This is a genomic window from Streptomyces sp. GC420 (genome assembly GCF_009916105.1).
Classification (GTDB): Bacteria; Actinomycetota; Actinomycetes; order Streptomycetales; family Streptomycetaceae; genus Streptomyces.
Window position 1 is genome coordinate 61,879 of sequence record NZ_JAAAXQ010000001.1, and the last position, 20,862, is coordinate 82,740.

At 71.7% G+C, this 20,862-nt stretch carries 16 protein-coding genes; 13 read left to right on the forward strand and 3 right to left on the reverse strand.

The window, feature by feature from the left end:
- Positions 1-90: 90 nt before the first annotated feature.
- From GUY61_RS00250 to GUY61_RS00275, 6 genes are all read left to right on the forward strand, one after another.
- The gene (locus GUY61_RS00250) at positions 91-1,461 is read left to right on the forward strand and encodes a DUF4192 domain-containing protein (RefSeq protein ID WP_166627953.1); all 1,371 of its coding nucleotides are present in this window, start codon (positions 91-93) and stop codon (positions 1,459-1,461) included.
- 496 nt (positions 1,462-1,957) lie between these two features.
- Complete coding sequence (locus GUY61_RS00255; RefSeq protein ID WP_166627954.1) at positions 1,958-2,719, forward strand: NUDIX domain-containing protein; 762 nt, start codon at positions 1,958-1,960, stop codon at positions 2,717-2,719.
- 218 nt (positions 2,720-2,937) lie between these two features.
- Positions 2,938-4,890, forward strand: a complete 1,953-nt coding sequence (locus tag GUY61_RS00260; RefSeq protein WP_166627955.1) for an ABC transporter ATP-binding protein — start codon at positions 2,938-2,940, stop codon at positions 4,888-4,890.
- Positions 4,891-5,074: 184 nt separating this feature from the next.
- Entirely contained in the window at positions 5,075-5,962 is an 888-nt protein-coding gene (locus GUY61_RS00265; RefSeq protein WP_166627956.1) for a FadR/GntR family transcriptional regulator, read from the forward strand.
- Positions 5,963-6,376: 414 nt separating this feature from the next.
- Positions 6,377-7,930: an RNA polymerase sigma factor gene (locus GUY61_RS00270; RefSeq protein WP_166627957.1), complete on the forward strand. Its 1,554-nt coding sequence runs from the start codon at positions 6,377-6,379 to the stop codon at positions 7,928-7,930.
- A 130-nt stretch (positions 7,931-8,060) separates the two neighbouring features.
- Positions 8,061-8,882 carry a trypsin-like serine protease gene (locus tag GUY61_RS00275; RefSeq protein ID WP_166627958.1) on the forward strand — a complete coding sequence of 274 codons (822 nt, stop codon included), beginning with the start codon at positions 8,061-8,063 and terminating at the stop codon, positions 8,880-8,882.
- A 184-nt stretch (positions 8,883-9,066) separates the two neighbouring features.
- Here the strand turns inward: GUY61_RS00275 and GUY61_RS00280 are convergent, their stop codons facing one another.
- Positions 9,067-9,294 carry a hypothetical protein gene (locus GUY61_RS00280; RefSeq protein ID WP_166627959.1) on the reverse strand — a complete coding sequence of 76 codons (228 nt, stop codon included), beginning with the start codon at positions 9,292-9,294 and terminating at the stop codon, positions 9,067-9,069.
- Positions 9,295-9,737: 443 nt separating this feature from the next.
- Here GUY61_RS00280 and GUY61_RS00285 point away from each other — a divergent pair, with 443 nt between their 5' ends.
- The 6 genes from GUY61_RS00285 to GUY61_RS00310 all read left to right on the forward strand — a co-directional run bounded on the left by GUY61_RS00285 (position 9,738) and on the right by GUY61_RS00310 (position 16,578).
- Positions 9,738-11,858 carry a type IIA DNA topoisomerase subunit B gene (locus tag GUY61_RS00285; protein ID WP_166627960.1) on the forward strand — a complete coding sequence of 707 codons (2,121 nt, stop codon included), beginning with the start codon at positions 9,738-9,740 and terminating at the stop codon, positions 11,856-11,858.
- A gap of 167 nt (positions 11,859-12,025) precedes the next feature.
- A complete protein-coding gene (locus GUY61_RS00290; RefSeq protein ID WP_166627961.1) occupies positions 12,026-12,502 on the forward strand; it encodes a DUF1453 domain-containing protein in 477 nt (158 codons plus the stop codon).
- Between the two features lie 20 nt (positions 12,503-12,522).
- On the forward strand, positions 12,523-13,677 hold the full coding sequence (locus GUY61_RS00295) for a sensor histidine kinase (protein WP_398953658.1): 1,155 nt from the start codon (positions 12,523-12,525) through the stop codon (positions 13,675-13,677).
- Entirely contained in the window at positions 13,674-14,372 is a 699-nt protein-coding gene (locus tag GUY61_RS00300) for a response regulator transcription factor (RefSeq protein WP_166627962.1), read from the forward strand. Before GUY61_RS00295 ends, GUY61_RS00300 begins: the two co-directional genes overlap by 4 nt.
- Before the next feature lie 59 nt (positions 14,373-14,431).
- The gene (locus tag GUY61_RS00305; protein WP_166627963.1) at positions 14,432-14,989 is read left to right on the forward strand and encodes a DUF485 domain-containing protein; all 558 of its coding nucleotides are present in this window, start codon (positions 14,432-14,434) and stop codon (positions 14,987-14,989) included.
- Positions 14,986-16,578 (forward strand): cation acetate symporter, encoded by a 1,593-nt coding sequence (locus GUY61_RS00310; RefSeq protein ID WP_166627964.1) that lies wholly within the window; start codon positions 14,986-14,988, stop codon positions 16,576-16,578. Before GUY61_RS00305 ends, GUY61_RS00310 begins: the two co-directional genes overlap by 4 nt.
- A gap of 47 nt (positions 16,579-16,625) precedes the next feature.
- On the opposite strand, the gene GUY61_RS00315 is transcribed toward GUY61_RS00310, so the two are convergent.
- The gene (locus GUY61_RS00315) at positions 16,626-18,212 is read right to left on the reverse strand and encodes a sensor histidine kinase (protein ID WP_243766053.1); all 1,587 of its coding nucleotides are present in this window, start codon (positions 18,210-18,212) and stop codon (positions 16,626-16,628) included.
- A 220-nt stretch (positions 18,213-18,432) separates the two neighbouring features.
- Positions 18,433-19,371 (reverse strand): sucrase ferredoxin, encoded by a 939-nt coding sequence (locus GUY61_RS00320; protein ID WP_166627966.1) that lies wholly within the window; start codon positions 19,369-19,371, stop codon positions 18,433-18,435.
- Positions 19,372-19,646: 275 nt separating this feature from the next.
- Here GUY61_RS00320 and GUY61_RS00325 point away from each other — a divergent pair, with 275 nt between their 5' ends.
- The gene (locus tag GUY61_RS00325) at positions 19,647-20,735 is read left to right on the forward strand and encodes a GTP-binding protein (RefSeq protein ID WP_166627967.1); all 1,089 of its coding nucleotides are present in this window, start codon (positions 19,647-19,649) and stop codon (positions 20,733-20,735) included.
- Positions 20,736-20,862 lie beyond the last annotated feature (127 nt).

The window sequence follows — 20,862 nt, forward strand, 5'->3', positions numbered from 1 at the left end:
GCACCGACAAAGCGCGAACGGCCTCCGAACCTGTGGACAAAGTTATCCACAGGCTCAGCGGGATCGCGCGGTTCGCGGGACCGTCGGAACATGACCAAGCACAGCGAATCCACCGACCGAACCGCCGAGCCGCCGATCACCCTGCGCAGCGCCGCGGAACTCGCCGACGCCCTCCCGTACCTGCTGGGCTTCCACCCGACCGACAGTCTTGTGCTCGTCGCCCTGCACGGCCCGCGCGGACGGTTCGGCGGCCGGCTCAGACTCGGCATCCCCGCCGCCGAGCACGAGTGGGCCGACGCGGCCCGGCAGGTCGCCGAGTGCCTGGTGTCCGGCGCCGAACAGCGTGGCGGACGGCCCGACGGAGTCATCGCCTTCCTCTGCCGGGACCCGGGCACCGGCGAGACCGGCCGGGACGTCGTGGAACGTCTGCGTCCCCTGGCCCAGCGGCTCCGAACGGCCTGCGGAGCGCTCGACGTGCCCGTGCTGGAAGCCCTCTGCGTCTCCGGCGCCCGCTTCTGGTCCTACTGCTGCTCGAACACGGCCTGCTGCCCGGCGGAGGGCTCGCCCATGGCACCGCCCGGGACCTCGGTGATGGCGGCAGCCGCCACCTACGCGGGGATCCAGGTGCGCGGGACACTGAGGGAGCTGGAGACGGGGCTGACTCCCCTCGGCGGAGACACGGCCAAGCAGGAACACGCCCTGGACGCGGCGGGCGCCCGCATGGTTCCCCGCATCCTCGACGGCGAGGGCCGGGCGGCCGTCTCCCGCGACACCATCGCTCTCGCCGCACGACTGCTGGACCGCTTCCGTGATGCCGTGCCCGTCTCCGACCCGGTCCTCGCCGACGGACGCGACGACGCCCTGCTTTCCGACACCGAGGCGGCAGAGCTGGTCATGGGGTTGCAGGACCGTGAGACCCGCGACCGAGCGGCGCAGTGGATGGAGGGACCGGAAGCCGGTCCGGCCCTGCGCCTGTGGCGTGCCCTCGCGAGGCGCTGCGTCGGCCCGTACGTCACCCATGCCGCCGCCCCGCTCGCCCTCGCCGGCTGGGTCGCCTGGTCCACGGGCGACGAGGTGGCCGCCAGGGTCGCCCTCGGCATGGCCCTGAGCACCGACCCCGACTACCTCTTCGCCCAACTCCTCCACCACGCCTGCAACGAGGGCCTCGACCCCGAATCCGTACGGCGCTGCCTGCGGCGTGAGCCGGCCGGAGCCGAGGAACAGGGCCCACAGGGCGTTCCGGCGGCCGGCGAGCCCGCCACCGCCCCGGCGGCGCTCCCCGGCGCCGGCTCGGCCGCCCGGGACGCCGGGTCGGCCGCGGCACCGCCCCGTGGCGGCCCCGCGGCACCCAGAAGGGGAGGGGCGGGCGAACGCGACGACGTGTGCCGCCCGGCGGGCCGCACACGGAAGGCGGGCGGCAGGCGGCGTGGCGGCCGCCGTGAGAGCCGGAGCGAGGCGTGACGGCGAACCGCACGCACCCCCGGACACGCCCGTTCGGGCCCCGGGCGCCCGGCGACGTCTGCGGAGCGCGCGGCCGCTGTCCCGCGATGCCGCGGAGCGCTTCGGCCACGGGCTCCGCGAGACGTCCGCGGGGGAGCCGCGGACCTCCGGCGGCACACCGGCGCCCGGCCGGCACCGCCTGCGGGCAAGGGCCGTCGCGGCGGCCGTTGGTGCGCCCCTTCTGCTGGCTCTCACCTGCATCCGGCCGCGAGGTTTCCGGCGGGGACCGTCGCACTCGCGCCGGCACGGAGCGCCCCCTCGGCTCCGCGGGGTTCACGGCATGCGGGGCGCCGGCCACCCGCTCACCGTGCGGATCTGCCGATTCCCAGGCACGGCCGGGAACGCCCCGCGGCCTCCAACTGGTGCTGTGAACGGGGACTTCACGTACGACTCGCTCGATGCCGGGGCAGATCGGGAACGGACTGTTTATCGTCAGGCAGACGACTATGATCGCGGCATGCCCTACGACCCGTCGGCCTTCCCGCCCTTCGCCGTCACCGTCGATCTGGTCGTGCTCACGGTGCGTCGCCATTCGCTGTGCGCACTGGTGGTACGCCGTGGTGAACCGCCGTTCCAGGGACGCTGGGCGCTCCCCGGCGGCTTTGTGCGGGCCGACGAGGACCTGGCAGGCGCCGCGGCGCGGGAGCTGGTCGAGGAGACCGGCCTGCACGCCCTGGATCCTTCGGCTCCGGCCCCTGCCGGCGGTGCCCACCTGGAGCAGCTGGCCACCTACGGCGACCCCGACCGGGATCCCCGTATGCGTGTGGTCAGCGTCGCCCACCTCGCGCTCTCGCCCGACCTGCCCGCGCCCCGGGCCGGCGGGGACGCGCAGGGTGCTCGCTGGGCACCGGTCGAGGATCTGCTGGGACAGGAGGGCGCGCTCGCGCGTGAGGACGAACAGCCCGCTCTGCTCGCCTTCGACCATGCCCGGATCCTCGCCGACGGTGTCGAGCGGGCCCGGTCCAAGATCGAGTACTCGTCGCTCGCAACCGCCTTCTGCCCGCAGGAGTTCACGGTCGGGGAACTGCGCCGGGTGTACGAGGCGGTGTGGGGAGTGGCCCTGGACCCGCGCAACTTCCATCGCAAGGTGACCGGGACCCCGGGTTTCCTGGTACCCACGGGCGGTACGACGACACGGCAGGGAGGCAGGCCCGCGCAGTTGTTCCGGGCGGGAGGAGCGACCTTGCTCAATCCCCCCATGCTGCGTCCGGAAGTCTGACGATCCGACCATCGGGCGCCGTTCCGGTGGGAGGCGCCTCGCTCAATTGCGCCCCCAGGTCCCAGAAATGCCGGAAATGCCGGGTTATCTTGCTGCGGTAACTCCCCACCTCCGAGTGGCTGCGCCGCATGTGACCTCGTGAGGGCGCGCAGGGCACGCCATCGGCCGGGGGCCCGAGGGTCGTCCCCCGGGCAGACAGCCCGTCCCGCGGAGAAGTGATGATCCAGGCCGTCGGATTGACCAGCACACCCCGCAAGGACCTGCCGCCCGCCGTCGACGACCTCACCTTCGCGGCCCGGCCCGGCCAAGTCACGGTCCTGCTCGGACCGCCGGGCGCCGGAAAGAGCACCGCGCTGCGGCTGATGCTCGAACTCGAGCCCGGACGCGGCCTGACCCTGTTCCGCGGGCGCCCGCCGCACACGATGCCCCATCCCGCCCGCGAGATCGGCGCGGTGCTCGGCGAGGTCCAGGGGCGCCCGGCCCGCAGCCTGCTCGGTCATCTGCGGATGATGTGTGCCGCCGCGGGAGTCGCCGCATCCCGGGCCGGTGAAGTACTCGACCTCGTCGGCCTCACCGAAGCCGGGCACCAGCGCCTCGACAGCCTCTCCCGCGGCATGGACCGCCGACTCGCACTCGCCGCGGCCATCGTCGGCGACCCGCACACCCTGCTCCTCGACGAGCCCGCCGACGGTCTCCCCGCGCGCGAGAGCACCTGGCTCCACCGGATGCTGCGCGCCCACGCCGCCGCGGGCGGCACCGTGCTGGTCACCACCCGCGACGCCAAGGAGGCCGCCCGCCTCGCCGACCGGGTGGTCGCGATCGACGGGGGACGCCTCGTCGCGGACCAGGCCGTCACGGACTTCGCCCGCATCAGGCTGCGCCCCCGCGTCGCGGTCAGAACGCCGCACGCCGTCCGGCTCGCCGCGCTGCTCGCCAAGGAGGCCCGCGCCGCGCACCGTTCGGTGGAGGTCGTCACCGAGGGCGGCGGACGGCTCTCGGTGTTCGGCAGCGACTGCGCCGATGTGGGTGAGACCGCCTTCCGGCACGGAATCCTGCTCCACCGCCTCGTCGAGGAGACCGGCGACACCGGCGTACGGGCCTGCGCCCCCCCGCCCGGCGACGGCTCGGCCGTTCCAGAGGGTCCGCTGCCCCAGTCCCCATCCCTGTCCCCGGCGCCGGCCGCAGCAGCGCGACCGCGCCAGGCGCCGCCGGGACCCGCCCCGAACGCCGAACGCGCGCCCAGCACCCCTGTCGGCACAGGCGACAAGCGCCCGGCGGCCGGCGCCGCGGCCGCTCAGGACTCCGGCTCACCGGCCGCTCCGGGCGTGCGGCAGACCTCCTCCCATCCGCCCGAGGCACCCGCGGGCATCTCCGTACCGCCCCTCATCCGCGTACGCCCGCCCCGGGCGCCGCTGCACCCGCTGCGCTACGAACTGAGGCGTGCCACAAGCGCCCGGACCCTGCCCGTGGCCGCCTGCCTGGCGATCGCGCTGTCCGTGCTGCTGGCGGTCTTCGCAGCCCGGACCGGGCACACCCCGTTGCCGCGTCTCCTGGCCGCGTGGCCCGATGAACTGCCGCTGCCGCCTGCGGCCTTGTGTGCCGGGCTGCTGGGGGCCCTGGCCTTCGGCGAGGAGTTCCGCCACCCGGTCCTCGCCGACCGGCGTGCCCACGTCCCCAGACGGCTGGGACTGCTCCTCGCCAAGCTCGCGGTGTCCGCCGGTGTCGCGCTGCTGCTCGCGGCCCTCACCGTGGCCGCCGACGGACTCGCCATCCACCTGGTCTACGGCCTGGACCCCATCGGGCTTCCGGCGGACCGGCCGGTCCTGGCCGCGAGTTGGGGGGCACTGCTGGTCGGCTCCTCCTGGTCAGGTCTGCTCGCTGCCGGAATGTGCCGTTCCACCCTGGCGGGTGTGGCGGCGGTGCTCGCCGTCCCGGTCGCGGTGATGCCCGCCCTGCGGGAATTCGCCTCCGCTCCGGTGGCGCCGTCCCTGGACGGCCTTCCGGAACGTCTGCGTGCCGTCCCTGTCGCGCAGTGGCCGGAGGGAGCCGACCGCTGGCTGCTCGCCGCACTGCGCGTCGTCGCCCAACCCGTGGGCGGCGCAATGGCGTTGTCCCTCGCCGCACTGCTCTGCGGTTACCTGTTCACGGCCCTTAGGAGCAGGGCTCGTTGAGCCTCGTACGTGGCGCCGCGTCTATCACGTCGAACCCTATGCCACGTGAATTGCCCACAACTCCCCAGGAAAAGCCTGCTTCTTTCCGATAAGGCGTCAATTGCGAGGATGTAGGCGATCACCCTTTCGTGTGCTTTTCACCAAAGACCTCAAGAGGGGCTGAAAGCAGGCCGACAAAGGATGCGTGAGTACCCTTGCGCACACCATGATGACCACCGCCCGTCCCGCCGAATCCGGCCTCGCGGGACCGGGCGAACTCGACCGCTACCCCTACGCCGAGCCCTCCAGGGCCGATCGTGTGGGCGCGCCCTCCTGGGACGGCGCGGACCCCGATCTCGGGCGGGTGAGCCGGCGCGCGGCGGGCAGCCGCGGCCGCGGGCTCCACGGCCAACTCGTTCAGCAGCTCGGCCAGATGATCGTCTCCGGAGACCTGGGCGCCGACCGTCCGCTCGTCCCTGAGGAGATCGGCCAGCGGTTCGAGGTCTCGAGGACCGTCGTCCGCGAGTCGCTCCGCGTTCTCGAGGCCAAGGGCCTGGTCAGCGCGCGCCCCAACGTCGGCACCCGGGTTCGCCCGGTCAGTGACTGGAATCTGCTCGATCCCGACATCATCGAGTGGCGGGCCTTCGGCCCCCAGCGCGACGACCAGCGTCGTGAGCTGGCCGAGCTCCGTCTCACGATCGAGCCTCTCGCTGCCAGGCTGGCCGCCGGACACGGCCGGGAGGACATCCAGCAGCGCCTGTCCGACATGGTCGAGATCATGGGCCACGCCATGGCCCAGGGCGACGCGCTCACGCTGTCGCGCGCCGACACCGAGTTCCACACACTGCTCATCCAGGTCGCCGGCAACCGCATGCTCGAGCACCTGTCCGGGATCGTCTCCGCCGCGCTCCAGGTCTCCGGAGCGCCCACCGCGGGCTGCGACCGGCTGGGAGAGTCGTCGCTGGTCCTGCACGGCCGGATCGTCGACGGGCTGGCCGCCGGTGACGCCTCCGGGGCGGAGAGCGCCATGCGGCAACTGCTCACCGTCCACCCCGACGTGGAGCGTGTCGTTCCGGCACCGCGCGAGCACTGAGCGCAGGCGCCGCCGAGGCGCGGGTCTCCGTGGACCGGACGGGTGCCGGACGGCGCCGGGCGGCCCCCTCCTGGTGTGCCGATGCCGTACGGCCGCCCGCCCGCTCCCCACTGCCGCTCCCCGGGCCCGCCCCGGGGGCCGGCGGAGTGATTGAAGTGCTTTTGTGCGCTTCCATGCGGATGTGCCGGGTACGTGGTGTGACTGGGGCCACGAAAAATGGGCGTAACGCTCCTCGAGACAACGCGATGACCTAAAGGGTGACAGCCGAGGAGGGAATACGGCAGCCGGTCGCGGCGCTGTAGAGATCTCCCCGGTTCAGCCCGCGCCGTCGGTGCATCCCCAGCCGGCGGTCGTCGGCACCGGTTCAGCAGGGACCGGGCCGTAAGCCGTTTCCATCGTTCCGAGAGGTTGTTCGTGTCGGCCAGCACATCCCGTACGCTCCCGCCGGAGATCGCCGAGTCCGCGTCTGTGATGGCGCTCATCGAGCGGGGAAAGGCTGATGGGCAGATCGCCGGCGACGACGTGCGTCGGGCCTTCGAGGCTGACCAGATTCCGCCAACCCAGTGGAAGAACGTTCTGCGCAGCCTCAACCAGATCCTCGACGAGGAGGGTGTGACGCTGATGGTCAGTGCCGCAGAGGCGCCCAAGCGCACCCGCAAGAGCGTCGCAGCAAAGAGCCCGGCGAAGCGCACCGCCACCAAGACCGTCGCGGCCAAGCCGACCGCTGCCAAGCGGGCGACCGCCGCCGCTCCGGCCGCCGATCCCGCGGACGTGCCGGAGGCCCCGGCCGAGGAAGCCGCCTCCGCTCCCGCCAAGAAGGCCGTGGCCAAGAAGGCCACGGCGAAGAAGGCCACGGCGAAGAAGACCGTGGCGAAGAAGGCCGTCGCCAAGAAGACGGCCGGCAAGAAGGAGTCCGACGAGCTCGCCGACACCGACGAGGCGCTCGAGGACGTCGCGCCCGGCAAGGTCGTCGAGGAGGGCGAGGGCGAGGCCCAGGGTTTCGTGCTCTCCGACGAGGACGAGGACGACGCCCCTGCCCAGCAGGTCGCCGCTGCCGGCGCCACCGCCGACCCGGTCAAGGACTACCTCAAGCAGATCGGCAAGGTCCCGCTTCTCAACGCCGAGCAGGAGGTCGAACTCGCCAAGCGGATCGAGGCGGGCCTGTTCGCCGAGGACAAGCTGGCCAATTCCGACAAGCTGGCTCCGAAACTCAAGCGTGAGCTGGAGATCATCGCCGAGGACGGGCGACGTGCGAAGAACCACCTGCTGGAGGCCAACCTCCGACTGGTCGTCTCCCTCGCCAAGCGCTACACCGGCCGCGGCATGCTCTTCCTGGACCTCATCCAGGAGGGCAACCTCGGTCTGATCCGGGCGGTCGAGAAGTTCGACTACACCAAGGGCTACAAGTTCTCGACCTACGCCACGTGGTGGATCCGGCAGGCGATCACGCGTGCCATGGCCGACCAGGCGCGCACCATCCGTATCCCGGTGCACATGGTCGAGGTCATCAACAAGCTCGCGCGTGTCCAGCGCCAGATGCTCCAGGACCTGGGCCGTGAGCCCACCCCGGAGGAGCTGGCCAAGGAACTCGACATGACCCCCGAGAAGGTCATCGAGGTCCAGAAGTACGGCCGCGAGCCGATCTCGCTGCACACCCCGCTGGGCGAGGACGGCGACAGCGAGTTCGGTGACCTGATCGAGGACTCCGAGGCCGTCGTGCCGGCCGACGCGGTCAGCTTCACCCTTCTGCAGGAGCAGCTGCACTCCGTCCTCGACACGCTCTCCGAGCGTGAGGCCGGTGTGGTCTCGATGCGCTTCGGTCTCACCGACGGTCAGCCGAAGACCCTCGACGAGATCGGCAAGGTCTACGGCGTGACGCGCGAGCGCATCCGCCAGATCGAGTCCAAGACGATGTCCAAGCTGCGTCACCCGTCCCGTTCCCAGGTTCTGCGCGACTACCTGGACTGAGCGGGAACCCGGCCGTGGCGCCGGCCCGGACCCCTCGAGGGGGTCCGGGCCGGCGCCATTCGCACGTGCGGGGGATGTTCGGTCCTCTGACTCTGGGTATGCACACCGCAACTCAGTGTCAGGAGGCCTCATGCGTCGCACCATCACCGCAGGACTGCTCGCCGGAGCGCTAGCTCTGCTCACCGCGACCGGGCTCGGACCGCCCGAGGCGCGCGCCGACAGCGTCGTCGTCGGGGGAGCGCCCGTCCCGATCGCGGAGAACCCCTGGGTGGTGGCGCTGGCCAGCCGGGACCGGTTCGGTGGCGAGCGGTCCGGCCAGTTCTGCGGGGGAGCCGTGATCGCCCCTACGAAGGTCCTCACGGCAGCGCACTGTCTGGCACCCGAGGTGCTCGGGTCCCCGGTCGCACTCGTGCCGGATCTGAGGGTGATCGCGGGGCGCGAGAACCTGCGCACCGGCACGGGGGTGGAGACCCCAGTGAGTTCCGTGCGGGTGAATCCGGCCTACGACGCCGGCACCAATGCCGGGGACTATGCGGTGATCACCCTCGCGCAGCCGCTTCCGGCGGGTTACGTGCTCCCGGTTGCGGGCCGCGGGGACGCCGCCTACCGGCCGGGTACTCCCGCCCAGGTCTTCGGCTGGGGTGACACCACGGGCGCCGGGCACTACGCCTCCGTACTCCACGCGGCGCAGGTCCACGTCCTGGACGACCAGGCGTGCGAGCGGGCCTACCCGGGTGGCCCCTACGGGCGGTACCAGGCCGACTCCATGGTGTGCGCGGGCGAGGCGGCCGGTGGCCGGGACGCGTGCCAGGGGGACAGCGGTGGGCCGCTGGTGGCAGGCGGCCGGCTGGTCGGCCTCGTCTCCTGGGGGAGCGGCTGCGGCGTGCCGGGCAGCCCCGGCGTCTATACGAGGGCTTCCGCGGTCGCCGGGAGTGTGGCCGCTCCGCGCTGAGCGGCGGCGCCCGGGCGGGCGTCGGGGGTCTCGGGGCTGTCAAAGCCCTGTACGGTCAGTTGCTTTCGTGACACGCTCGGCGAGAATGCCGACGTCAACGAGAACGGGCGGCCTTCCCGAAGCGGGGGAACGGCCGCCCGTCGACCGGCTCATGGCCGGCATCGGCTCGTCGGGTTGCGAGGTGTCAGCGTTCCTCATCGTTGGCAGTGGGAGCAGTCGTCAGTCGCTCCGTCTCGTCCTGTATCTCGGCGGCGATCTTCTTGAGTTCCGGCTCGAACTTGCGTCCGTGGTGGGCACAGAAGAGCAGTTCACCGCCGCTCAACAGGACGACGCGCACATACGCCTGGGCGCCGCAGCGGTCGCACCGATCAGCGGCCGTCAGCGGGCTCGCGGGGGTCAGAACAGTAGTCACGTCGCCTCTTCTCTAGCTCGACGAGCTGTCGTACCTGGGTCAACATCCAACCAGCCGAGAACGTTCCCGATCTGGGCTTCACCCGGAAAATTTCTCCGGGACGGCTGTCTGCTGCCGGGTGGCGGCGAATGAGCCGTATTGCGTCGCTCTACGGTTTCGCTTGCTTGTCATCTTGATTGTCGCGCTGTCAGTTCCTCCCGGCTGGCTTGCCGGTTGTTCATGAGGACGTGCCCGGAGCCTAAATGGTTCATGCCTGCTTGGGAACGTGATATGCGCTTCACTCAAACGAAGGATCGAACACGCATGCGACTCTGGACTAGCATGAGCCTTGCGGTGGGTGGCGGTACAACGGCTCAACCAGGCCTGGGTACGCTCTCAGCGGCGAACCAGCCACCACCGCCCGCGACTGGGCAAGATCTGAAATTCAGCGAGGAGCGAAACGCGTGACCGCCGAGACGTCCGTGCCATCGAGTGCACTGCTGACCGCAGACCGTGACGGCTCCAACTACACGGCGCGGCACCTGCTCGTCCTCGAAGGACTCGAAGCAGTCCGCAAGCGCCCCGGTATGTACATCGGATCCACCGACAGTCGTGGCCTGATGCACTGCCTCTGGGAGATCATCGACAACTCCGTCGACGAGGCCCTCGGTGGTTACTGCGACCACATCGAGGTGATTCTGCACGACGACGGTTCCGTCGAGGTGCAGGACAACGGCCGCGGCATTCCCGTGGACGTGGAACCGAAAACCGGACTGTCCGGCGTGGAGGTCGTGATGACCAAGCTCCACGCCGGCGGAAAGTTCGGCGGTGGGTCGTACGCGGCCTCCGGCGGTCTGCACGGCGTGGGTGCCTCCGTCGTGAACGCCCTCTCCGCGCGCCTCGACGTGGAGGTCGACCGCGGCGGCAACACGCACGCGATCAGCTTCCGGCGCGGTGTCCCGGGGATCTTCACCGAGCAGGGGCCCGACGCCCCCTTCGACCCGGGGAACGGGCTCCGCAAGATCAAGAGAGTGCCCAAGACCCGTACGGGCACGCGCGTGCGCTACTGGGCGGATCGCCAGATCTTCCTGAAGGACGCCAAGCTCGCCCTGGACACGCTGCACCAGCGTGCCCGCCAGACAGCCTTTCTGGTTCCCGGGCTGACCATCGTGGTCCGGGACGAATGCGGCCTCGGCGCGGACGGCGGCAAGGGAGAGGAGATCTTCCGTTTCGACGGCGGCATCAGCGAATTCTGTGAGTTCCTCGCCCAGGACAAGGCCGTCTGCGACGTCATCCGGCTCACCGGCCAGGGCACCTTCAAGGAAACCGTCCCCGTCCTCGACGACCTCGGGCACATGACGCCCACCGAGGTCACCCGTGATCTCGGCGTCGACATCGCGCTGCGCTGGGGCACGGGCTACGACACGACGGTCCGGTCGTTCGTCAACATCATCGCCACCCCCAAGGGCGGCACCCACGTCGCCGGCTTCGAGCGTTCGCTCACCAAGACCGTCAACGAGGTGCTCCGTTCGGCGAAGCTGCTGCGCGTGGCCGAGGACGACATCGTCAAGGACGACGCCCTGGAAGGCCTGACCGCCGTCGTCACGGTCCGCCTCGCCGAGCCGCAGTTCGAGGGGCAGACCAAGGAGGTGCTGGGTACCTCGGCCGCCTCCCGGATCGTCGGCCAGGTCGTCAGCAAGGAACTCAAGGAGTTCCTGACCTCCACGAAGCGGGATGCCAAGGCACAGGCCAGGGCGGTGCTGGAGAAGGCCGTCGCCGCGGCCCGCACGCGCATCGCGGCCCGGCAGCACAAGGAGGCGCAGCGGCGGAAGACCGCTCTGGAAACCTCCTCCCTGCCCGCCAAGCTCGCCGACTGCCGCAGCGACGACGTCGACCGCAGTGAGCTGTTCATCGTCGAGGGAGACTCCGCGCTCGGCACCGCGAAGCTCGCGCGGAACTCCGAGTTCCAGGCACTGCTGCCGATCCGCGGAAAGATCCTCAACGTTCAGAAGTCCTCGGTCTCCGACATGCTGAAGAACGCCGAGTGCGGCGCGATCATCCAAGTCATAGGGGCCGGATCGGGACGCACCTTCGACATCGACCAGGCGCGGTACGGCAAGGTCATCATGATGACCGACGCCGACGTCGACGGCTCGCACATCCGCTGTCTGCTGCTGACGCTCTTCCAGCGGTACATGCGCCCGATGGTCGAGGCGGGACGGGTCTTCGCCGCTGTTCCGCCGCTGCACAGGATCGAGCTGATCCAGCCCAAGAGGGGCCAGGACAAGTACGTGTACACGTATTCGGACAACGAACTGCGCAGCACCCTGCTGGAGTTCGAGCGCAAGAGCGTGCGCTACAAGGACTCGATCCAGCGCTACAAGGGTCTCGGAGAGATGGACGCCGACCAGCTCGCGGAGACCACGATGGACCCGCGGCACCGCACACTGCGCCGCATCAACATCGGGGACCTCGATGCCGCGGAGCACGCCTTCGATCTGCTGATGGGCAACGAGGTCGCACCGCGCAAGGACTTCATCACCGGCTCGGCGGCCACGCTGGACCGGTCGCGCATCGACGCCTGACCCGGCGCGGGCCGCAGGGCCCGCCCGGACGGAGTAGGGCCTCCACCCGTGGGTGGAGGCCCTTTCTCAACCCGGGATCCACCCGTGCTCCGATCCCCCGGCCCGCGAACTTCCGTAGCGTCGAAGGCATCGGCCCATCGCGGACCGCACAGCCAGAGAGGGGGCCCATGTCCGACGTGCCCGACGCAGTGGTGATCGTGGCGGCCGCAGCCGCCGCGCTCGCCCACCGGTTCCGGCCCGGGAAGGTGATCCAGGAGGTCAGGCCCTGGTGGATCCTGCCCGCCGTCCTGATCCCCGTATCCGCGCGGGCCCCGGGGTTCCTCGATCCCGGCCGTCCGGCCCGGTCCGTCGCGCTGCTGGCCGCGGGAGCCCTCCTGGGCGCTGCCGCAGGCGCCGTGTGGGCGCGGACCACACACCTGTGGGCCGACTCCTCCGGGGCTTTCCGGGCACGCGGCGGCAGGGCCACAGCCGCCGCCTGGGCCGCCGGGACCGCAGCCGGCGCCGCGCTCTACGGCCTGGCCGTGCTCGGCGGGGTGCGGTACGCCGGGCAGACCATGATGCTGGTGCTCGCCCTCGCTCTGCTCATACGCGCGGGTGCCGTCGCCCTCAGGGCCCGGACCGCGAAGGCCCCCGCCACCGCCTGACGACATCCAGGGGAGCGTACGTGCCCATCGGCGACCGGACCGCGTGGCCCGCCCGGGAAGCCCTCTCACGGCTCGGCATGCCACGCGGCCGCACGATCCTCGACACCCTGATGTGGTCGGGCGCGGTGGTCCTGACAGCCGCGAGCGCCCAGCGGACCGGTGTGTTCCGCGGCTGGGTGACGGTACTGCTGCCCCTCGGCCTCCTCTGCTGCGCCGCGGCCGTCCTCGGCTACCACCGGGTGACCGTGCGGCACCGGCTGCTCCCCGCCCTCGGCCTCCTGGCCGTTCCCGTCCTCCTCGGCGCGGCGGCGTTCGCGGCCGGGGCCAGAGCGCCCGCGGTGATCGTGTGCACCGTCTGCTCGGTGCTCGCGCTGGAGAGGCTTCCGCTCGCCGCGGGTCTCGCGTTCGACGCGATGGTGCTCGGCGCCCACGCCCTCGTCGCGGACACCGGAGCCGGGAAGACCGCCGGAACGATCCTGACCGTCCTGCTCGTCGGATACTCACTCAGACTCGACGCGCAGGCCCGCGGAGCGGGATTCAGACTGCTGGCCCAGGAACGCGCCGCCCGCGCCGCCGAGGCGGAGTCGGCGGCGCTGGCCGAACGCGCCCGTATCGCCAGGGAGATCCACGACGTGCTGGCGCACAGTCTCTCCGCCCAGCTGGTACACCTGGAAGCGGCCAGGATCCAGATCGAGCGGGGCGCGGACCGCGGGCAGATCCTTCAACGGGTCGTGTCGGCAAGGGCGATGGCCCGCGAGGGACTGGCGGAGACCCGGCAGGCGCTTTCCGCCCTGCGGGGCGAACTCACCTCCGTTGAGGCGTTCCTGCGCGAACTCGCCGAACCCGGCGCGGTGGTGGTCGAGGTGGCGGGCGAGCCGCGCCCGCTGCCCGCGGAGCCCTCCCAGGCCGTCCGCAGGGTCGCCCAGGAGGCCCTGACGAACGTACGCAAACACGCCCCCGGGGCTCGGGTGAGGATCCTGCTGCGGTACGAGCCCGGGGAGGTCGCCCTGGACGTCAGGGACTCGGGCGGCACGGACGTTCCGGGGGAACTCGGCTCCTCCGGTTCCGGGTACGGTCTGCTCGGGATGCGGGAGCGCGCCGAACTGCTCGGCGGCACCCTGGAGGCAGGGCCGGTGGAGGAGGGCTTCGCGGTGCGACTGAGGGTGCCGGCATGACCGGGACGGCGGGAGAGGACCCCGGGCGGACGGTGAGAGTCGTCGTGGCCGACGACCAGGCGGTGGTCCGCGAGGGAATCGTGATGCTCCTGGGACTGCTGCCGGGCATTCACGTCGTCGGTGCGGCGAAGGACGGAGAGGAGGCCGTCCGGCTCGTCGCCGAGCACGCTCCCGACGTGGTGCTGATGGACCTGCGCATGCCGCACTGCGACGGAGCGGAGGCCACCCGGCGCATCCGCAGGGATCACCCGGGGACCCAGGTGGTCGTGCTCACGACCTACGCGGACGACGACTCGCTCTTCCCGGCTCTCCGGGCCGGAGCGCGGGGTTACCTCACCAAGGACGCCGGCGGGGAGGACATCGTGCGCACCATCAGGAGCGTCATGGCCGGCCACGCGGGGCTCTCGCCCCAGGTCCAGCGCCGTCTGCTGGAGCAGATCACCTCACCACCCCCTCCCGCCCCGGTCCGGGAGCTGCCGGACGGACTAACCCCGCGCGAGGCGGAGGTGCTGGGCCTGGTCGCGGAAGGGCTGTCGAACCACGAGATCGCCCAGCGCCTGCACATCGGCCGGGCCACGGTGAAGACGCACATCAACAACATCTTCGCCAAGGCGGGGCTGCGCGACCGGGCGCAGGCGGTGCGATACGCCTACCGTCACGGGCTCGCCGGCCCCCTGGGGACAGCCGTCACCTGATGGGGTGAAGGTACTGGATTGCCGAGACCGGGATCATCCCGCTCTGTCCATCCTTGGGTATGCATGCGATGAGTGGTCGGTCTTACACGGGCGGGTCCGGTCCTGACGGCTCCCTTGCCCGGAAGCAGGAAGGCCGAGGAACCGGCTGCCCGTCCGGGGAGACGCGGCAGGAATACCGGTTCGACGACCCGTGGTACGACGCCCTGGCGTCCGGCTGGGGAGAGCTCGACGGCACCGGCGCCCCGCCTCCTCCAGCGGTCTCCGGCGCGCCCGCGCGGGACCCGGAGGACGCCGCCGCCGGGATCTACCTGGACGTCCAGCGCAGTGCCGCGTTCCAGGAAGTGCGCAGTCAGTACCGCAGGTTCGTCGTGCCAGCCGCTCTCGCCTTCCTCGGCTGGTACCTCGCCTATGTCATCGCGGCGACGACGGCGCCCGGTCTCATGGCGCGCCCCGTGGCCGGAGCGGTGAACGTCGCGATGCTCGCGGGGCTGGGCCAGTTCCTCACCACCTTCCTGCTCACCTGGGCCTACGCACGCCACGCCCGGCTGCGCAGGGACCGGGCGGCACTCGATCTGCGCTGGGACACCCAGGAGCTGACACGGGGGATCAACCGTTGAGCGGCGACCACCAGACCCTCGCGCTGCTGCTCTTCAGCGCCTTCATCGCGGTGACGCTCGCGATCACCACCTGGGCCGGCCGCAAGCGGCGCGGTTCACCTGAGGAGTTCTACGCCGGCGGACGCCTGTTCTCCCCCATGGAGAACGGTTTCGCCATCTCGGGTGACTACATGTCCGCGGCCTCCTTCCTCGGTATCTCCGGACTGATCGCCCTCTACGGCTACGACGGACTGCTGTACTCCGTCGGATTCCTGGTGGCCTGGCTGGTGGTGCTGCTGCTCGTGGCCGAGCTGGTCCGCAACTGCGGCCGCTTCACCCTCGCCGACGTCGTCGCCGCCCGGATGAGCGACCGCCGCGTGCGGATCGCCGCGGGCAGCTCCTCCGTCACCGTCTCCCTGCTCTATCTCGTCGCGCAGATGGTCGGCGCGGGCAGCCTGGTGGCGCTGCTCCTCGGCGGCACCAGCGAGGCGGCGCGCGCCTGGACGGTCGTCGGGGTCGGGGCGCTCATGGTGATCTACGTGTCGCTGGGCGGGATGCGCGCCACCACATGGATCCAGATCGTCAAGGCCGTGCTGCTCATGGGCGGGGCCGTCGCGCTCACCGTGCTCGTCCTGCTGCGCTTCGACGGCGACTTCAACACCCTGCTCAACACCGCCGCCCTGCACAGCGGCCACGGCAGCGAGTTCCTTGCTCCCGGCCTGCGCTACGGCGGAGACTGGACCGCGAGGCTCGACTTCATCAGCCTCGGGCTCGCCCTGGTCCTGGGCACCGCGGGACTGCCGCACATCCTGTCCCGCTTCTACACCGTGCCCACCGCACGTGCCGCCCGCCGCTCCGTCGTCTGGTCCATCGGCCTCATCGGCGGCTTCTACCTGATGACCATCGTGCTCGGCTTCGGCGCGGCCGCCGTCGTCGGCTCCGACGCCGTGCGCGCCTCCAACCCCGCGGGGAACACGGCGGTCCCGCTCCTCGCACTCGACCTGGGGGGCGGGGCCGGATCCACAGGTGGAACGGTTCTCTTCGCGATCGTCGCCGCCGTCGCCTTCGCCACCATCCTCGCCGTCGTCGCCGGCATCACCCTCGCCTCCTCGGCGTCCGTCGCCCACGATCTCTACGCGTCCTTCAGGCGACCCGGCCGGAAGCAGCGCAGCGAGGTCCGGGTGGCCAGGGTCGCGTCCGTCGGCATCGGTGCCGCCGCCATCGGGCTGGGCCTGCTCGCCCAGGACCTCAACGTGGCCTTCCTGGTCGGTCTCGCCTTCGCGGTGGCGGCCTCCGCGAACCTCCCGGTGCTGCTCTGCTGCCTGTTCTGGCGGAACTTCACCACCAGGGGCGCGGTGTGGTCGGTGTACGGCGGCCTGATCCCCGCCGTGCTGCTCGTCGTCTTCTCGCCCGTCGTCTCCGGCAGTCCTGACGCGCTCTTCCCCGGAGTCGACTTCCATCTCTTCCCGCTGCGCAACCCGGGCCTGGTCTCCATCCCCCTCGGGTTCCTCGCCGGGTGGATCGGCACGGTCACCTCCCCGGAGCCCCCGGACGCCGCGAAGCACGCCGAGACGGAAGTCCGTTCACTGACCGGAGCGGGAGCGGCATGACAACCGCTGCGGCCCGCCGAAGGCTGCCGGAAGCTGCCGGGAGCGGCTCACGGCCCCTCCTCCGGCAGGGAGGGGCCGGAGGAGTGCCGCAACTCCTCGGCCAGCGCCTCGGGCAGCACGACGGTGAACTCCGCACCTCCCGAGGTCCGGTCGGTGACGCGCGCCGTGCCGCCCTGCCGTTCGGCGAGTCTGCGCACGAGCGCGAGACCGATGCCCCTTCTGCCGTGCGCGGGCGGTTCCTTGGTGGACCAGCCCTCCGTGAAGATCAGTTCACGCCGGTCCTCAGGGACCCCGGGCCCGCTGTCGCGCACGCGCAGCACCGCCGTACGCCCCTCCGCGCGCAGCTCCACCTCCACCTCCGCCCGGAGGGAACCGGCCGAGGCGTCCAGCGCGTTGTCCACGAGATTGCCGACCACCGTCACCAGCCCCGGCGGATCGACCAGCCGGTCGGGCATCAGCGTGCCGGGCGAGAGCCGCAGTGAGACGCCGCGCTCGGCCGCCACGGTCGCCTTGCCGACCAGCAGGGCGGCCAGCAGCGGGTCGTGGACGCGCTCGGTGACCTGTTCCGCGGTCGCCCGGTGCACCCCCACGACCTCTGTCACGTACACCACGGCCTCCTCGTACATCTCCAGTTCCAGCAGCCCGAGGAGCGTGTGCATCCGGTTGGCGTGTTCGTGGTCCTGGGCCCGCAGTGCGTCGATCAGCCCACGGGTGCCGTCGAGTTCGCGGCCCAGCCGCTCCAGCTCGGTGCGATCGCGCAGTGTGGCGACGGCGCCCCCGTCGTCCGTGGGCATCCGGTTGGCGACCAGCACGCGGTGACCCCGCACGGTCAGGAGATCGTCGCCCGTGACCCGTCCGCCGAGCACGTCGGCGGTGCGGCCGCGGCCCAGCACTTCCTCCGGGGTCCGTCCCCGCCCGTCGGTCCCAAGCCCCAGCAGTCGCTGCGCCTCGTCGTTCATCAGCCGGATCCTGCCCGCCCGGTCGAGGGCCACGACACCCTCGCGGATGCCGTGCAGCATCGCCTCCCGCTCGGCGAGCAGCCCCGCGATGTCCGAGAAGGCCAGATCGCGGGTTCGCCTGTGGATGCGCCGGGAGATCAGGTATGCGGCCAGCGCCCCGACGGCCAGGGCGCCGCCCGCGTAGGCCAGCAGTCCGGGAATCGCGGAGAGCAGCCGGGAACGCACGCTGTCGTACGCGATGCCGACCGAGACCGCGCCGATGATGCGCCCGCTGTCCGGATCGCGCAGCGGGACCTTGCCCCGTGCGGAGCGGCCGAGGGTACCGCTGTCGATCTCCATCACCTCGTGGCCCGCGAGTGCCCGGCTGGGGTCGGTGGAGACCACGTTGCCGACCTCGGCGGGGTCGGTGTGGGACCAGCGCACTCCCTGCCGGTTCATGATCACCACGTACTCGGCGCCGGTGGCCCGGCGGATCCGTTCGGCCTCCTGCTGGACCGGCCCGTAACGGTTCGCCGGGGTGGTCAGGAGGTCCTCGGCGATCCGCGGCTGCACGGCGGTGGTCTGTGCGATCGCGAGCGCGCGGCGCATCGCCTGGTCGTCGAGCTGAGCGCCGAGCGGCGCGAGGAAGAGGCCGGTGGCCAGCACGGTCACACCGGTCGCGACGGCCAGCTGCATCAGCAGGATCTGGGAGAAGGCACGTTGGGGCCAGCCGATGCGCAGCCGTCTCACGGTCCCGGCCGCGCCGCGCGGGCCCGCGCCCTGCGAGGGGCCGGGGCCGGCGGTGCCGGTGGCGGTCGACGCGGTGCTCATGCGAAGGCACGGTACGGCGAGTGCCCGGCCTCGGGAACCGGCCACGTCACATCGCCCGGCGGCGCACCCACCCGGACACCGCCGCTCAGGCGGTGAGCGCGGTCTCCAGGGCGGTCACGGAGACCACGTCCATGCGCGCGGGGCTCCCCAGCGCGCTTCCACAGCTCTCCGGACGCGGCGGCAACGAGGCTCCCCGGGCCACGAGAACCCGCCACCGCCTGCCGTCCCGGTGCGCGACGGTGATTTCCCAGCGCGGAGCCGTTCCCCGGGTGCCTACGACGGTCAGGGCGTCGGCGCGGTCCTCGGCGACCGCGGCCCGAACCGCGAGCTCGGCGGCCTGGGCCGGGCGCTCCCAGGCGGAACCGCCCCGGCATCCCTCGGTGACGACACGTCCCTCCCTGACGGCCGTCAGCACCTCCTTCACGGCGGGGGCGTCCATGCGGCCGTACGCGTAGCCGTGCGGCAGCACGAGGAGGGTCGGCGCGAAGCGGTGGCCGCCCAGGTGGGTGACCTCCCAGGCGTTCTGTTCACCGTCGGCCGCGAGTTCGGCGGCGAGTGGCCGCCCGAGGAGGGCGCAGCAGCGGTCGCGCTTGGCGTTGGTGCAGACGAGGACGAGCGGTTCGCCGGTGTGGGCGGTGCCGTCGAGCAGTGTGTCGAAGCGGTGGTGGTCGCCGGATCCCAGGGCGGTGAAGTCGAGGCCGAGCAGGCTTTCGGGTTCGGTGACGACGGCGGCACGGACCCAGGCGCGACCCGGGACCGTGTGCGCCACGTACACCTGCCGGGGGCCGGTCCGCTCGCGGCTGTCCGCGTGCCGCCCGGGCCTGCGGATCAGCGCGATCCGTACGCCGGTCCCCTCCGCGGCCCGCTCCAGTGCCCGCCCGGTCTCCGGGTCGAGGTGGCTGGACGTGAGCGCCCTTGCGCCCCACGGGCCCGGCTGTTCGAGCAGTAGCCAGGTTCTGGCGGTGGGGGCGGTGCCCGCGAGGGGCTCGTGGAGCTCCCGCGAGGCTGTGGTGCACAGGCTCACAGAGGTGAGCCTAACCTGACTTGCGCCGCTTGGCTCAGGCGGCTCCCGGGAACCGTGTCGCGGCCCGTGCCGTCCGCGTTGTGCCGCGTGCGATCGTGCCGTCCGCGCCGCGCCGCCGTCCGCGCCGCGCCGCCGTCCGCGCCGCGCCGCCGTCCGCGCCGCGCCGCGCCGCGAGAGTTCGCGCTCGGCGGCCGCCCGGCCGCAGGATGCATCGCGCCAGTACCGGCCCCGCCGGGGGAGAGGCGGGGGTGCGGGCTGTACTAGCATCGCCGCACATGACCCGGAGAGCCGTACCCGTCATCGTTCTCGCAGGCTTCCTGGGGTCCGGCAAGACCACCGTGCTCAATCACCTCCTGCGCAGCGGCGGTGGCACCCGCATCGGAGCCGTCGTCAACGACTTCGGCAGTATCGAGATCGATGCCATGGTGATCGCCGGGCAGGTCGACTCCACCGTGTCGCTCGGCAACGGGTGTCTGTGCTGCGCCGTGGACGGCAGTGAGCTGGACGTCTACCTGGAGCGGCTGACGCGGCCGTCCTCGCGGATCGATGTGATCGTGATCGAGGCGAGCGGGCTCGCCGAGCCGCAGGAACTGGTGCGGATGATTCTGGCGAGCGAGAACCCGGACGTCATGTACGGGGGACTCGTCGAGGTCGTCGACGCCGCGGAGTTCGAGGCCGTACGGGAGCGGCACCCCGAGATCGACCGGCATCTGGGCATCTCCGATCTGGTCGTGCTGAACAAGACCGACCGGGCCGGGGAAGACCGGCTGGAGCGGATCACCGGGCACGTGACGGCGTGCGCGCCGGGAACGCCCGTCGTACGGGCGGAGTACGGGCGGGTGGACCCGGAGCTCCTCTTCGAGCCGAGGCCCAGCACCGAGAGGGTCGGGCAGCTCTCCTTCGAGGATCTCTTCCGCGACGATGGCGGCACCGGAGAACACGGTCACGGTCACGGCGACGGCGACGGCGACGGGCACGAACACGGCGACGGGCACGCGGCACACCTGCACAGCGCGTACGACAGCCGGGCGTTCACCTCCGCCGAGCCCATGAGTCCCCGCCGCCTGATGGACTTCTTCGACACGCGGCCGGACGGTCTCTACCGCGTCAAGGGGTACATCGACTTCGGGACGGCCGACCCGCGGAACAAGTACGCCGTCCACGCCGTCGGCAGGTTCCTGCGCTTCTCGCCCGAGCCCTGGGCCGAGGGGGAGGAGCGGGGCACCCAGCTCGTGCTCATCGGGTCGGGCATCGACGCCGCCACGCTGGCCAAGGCGCTGGACGCGTGCAAGGACGCCCCGGATGCCGTGGCCGACGAGCACAGCATGTGGGGCGTCCTGCGATACGTGCGGGAACCGGAGTGACCCGGACGGTCCTGGACGGACCCGGGCCGGCCTAGTGCCGTGTCAGCCAGGGTTCGCCCCGTCGCGACGCCCTGCACGGCACTCCCCCGCAGCCCTCCGGGCGCGGGGGGTACGCCCATGCTGCGTT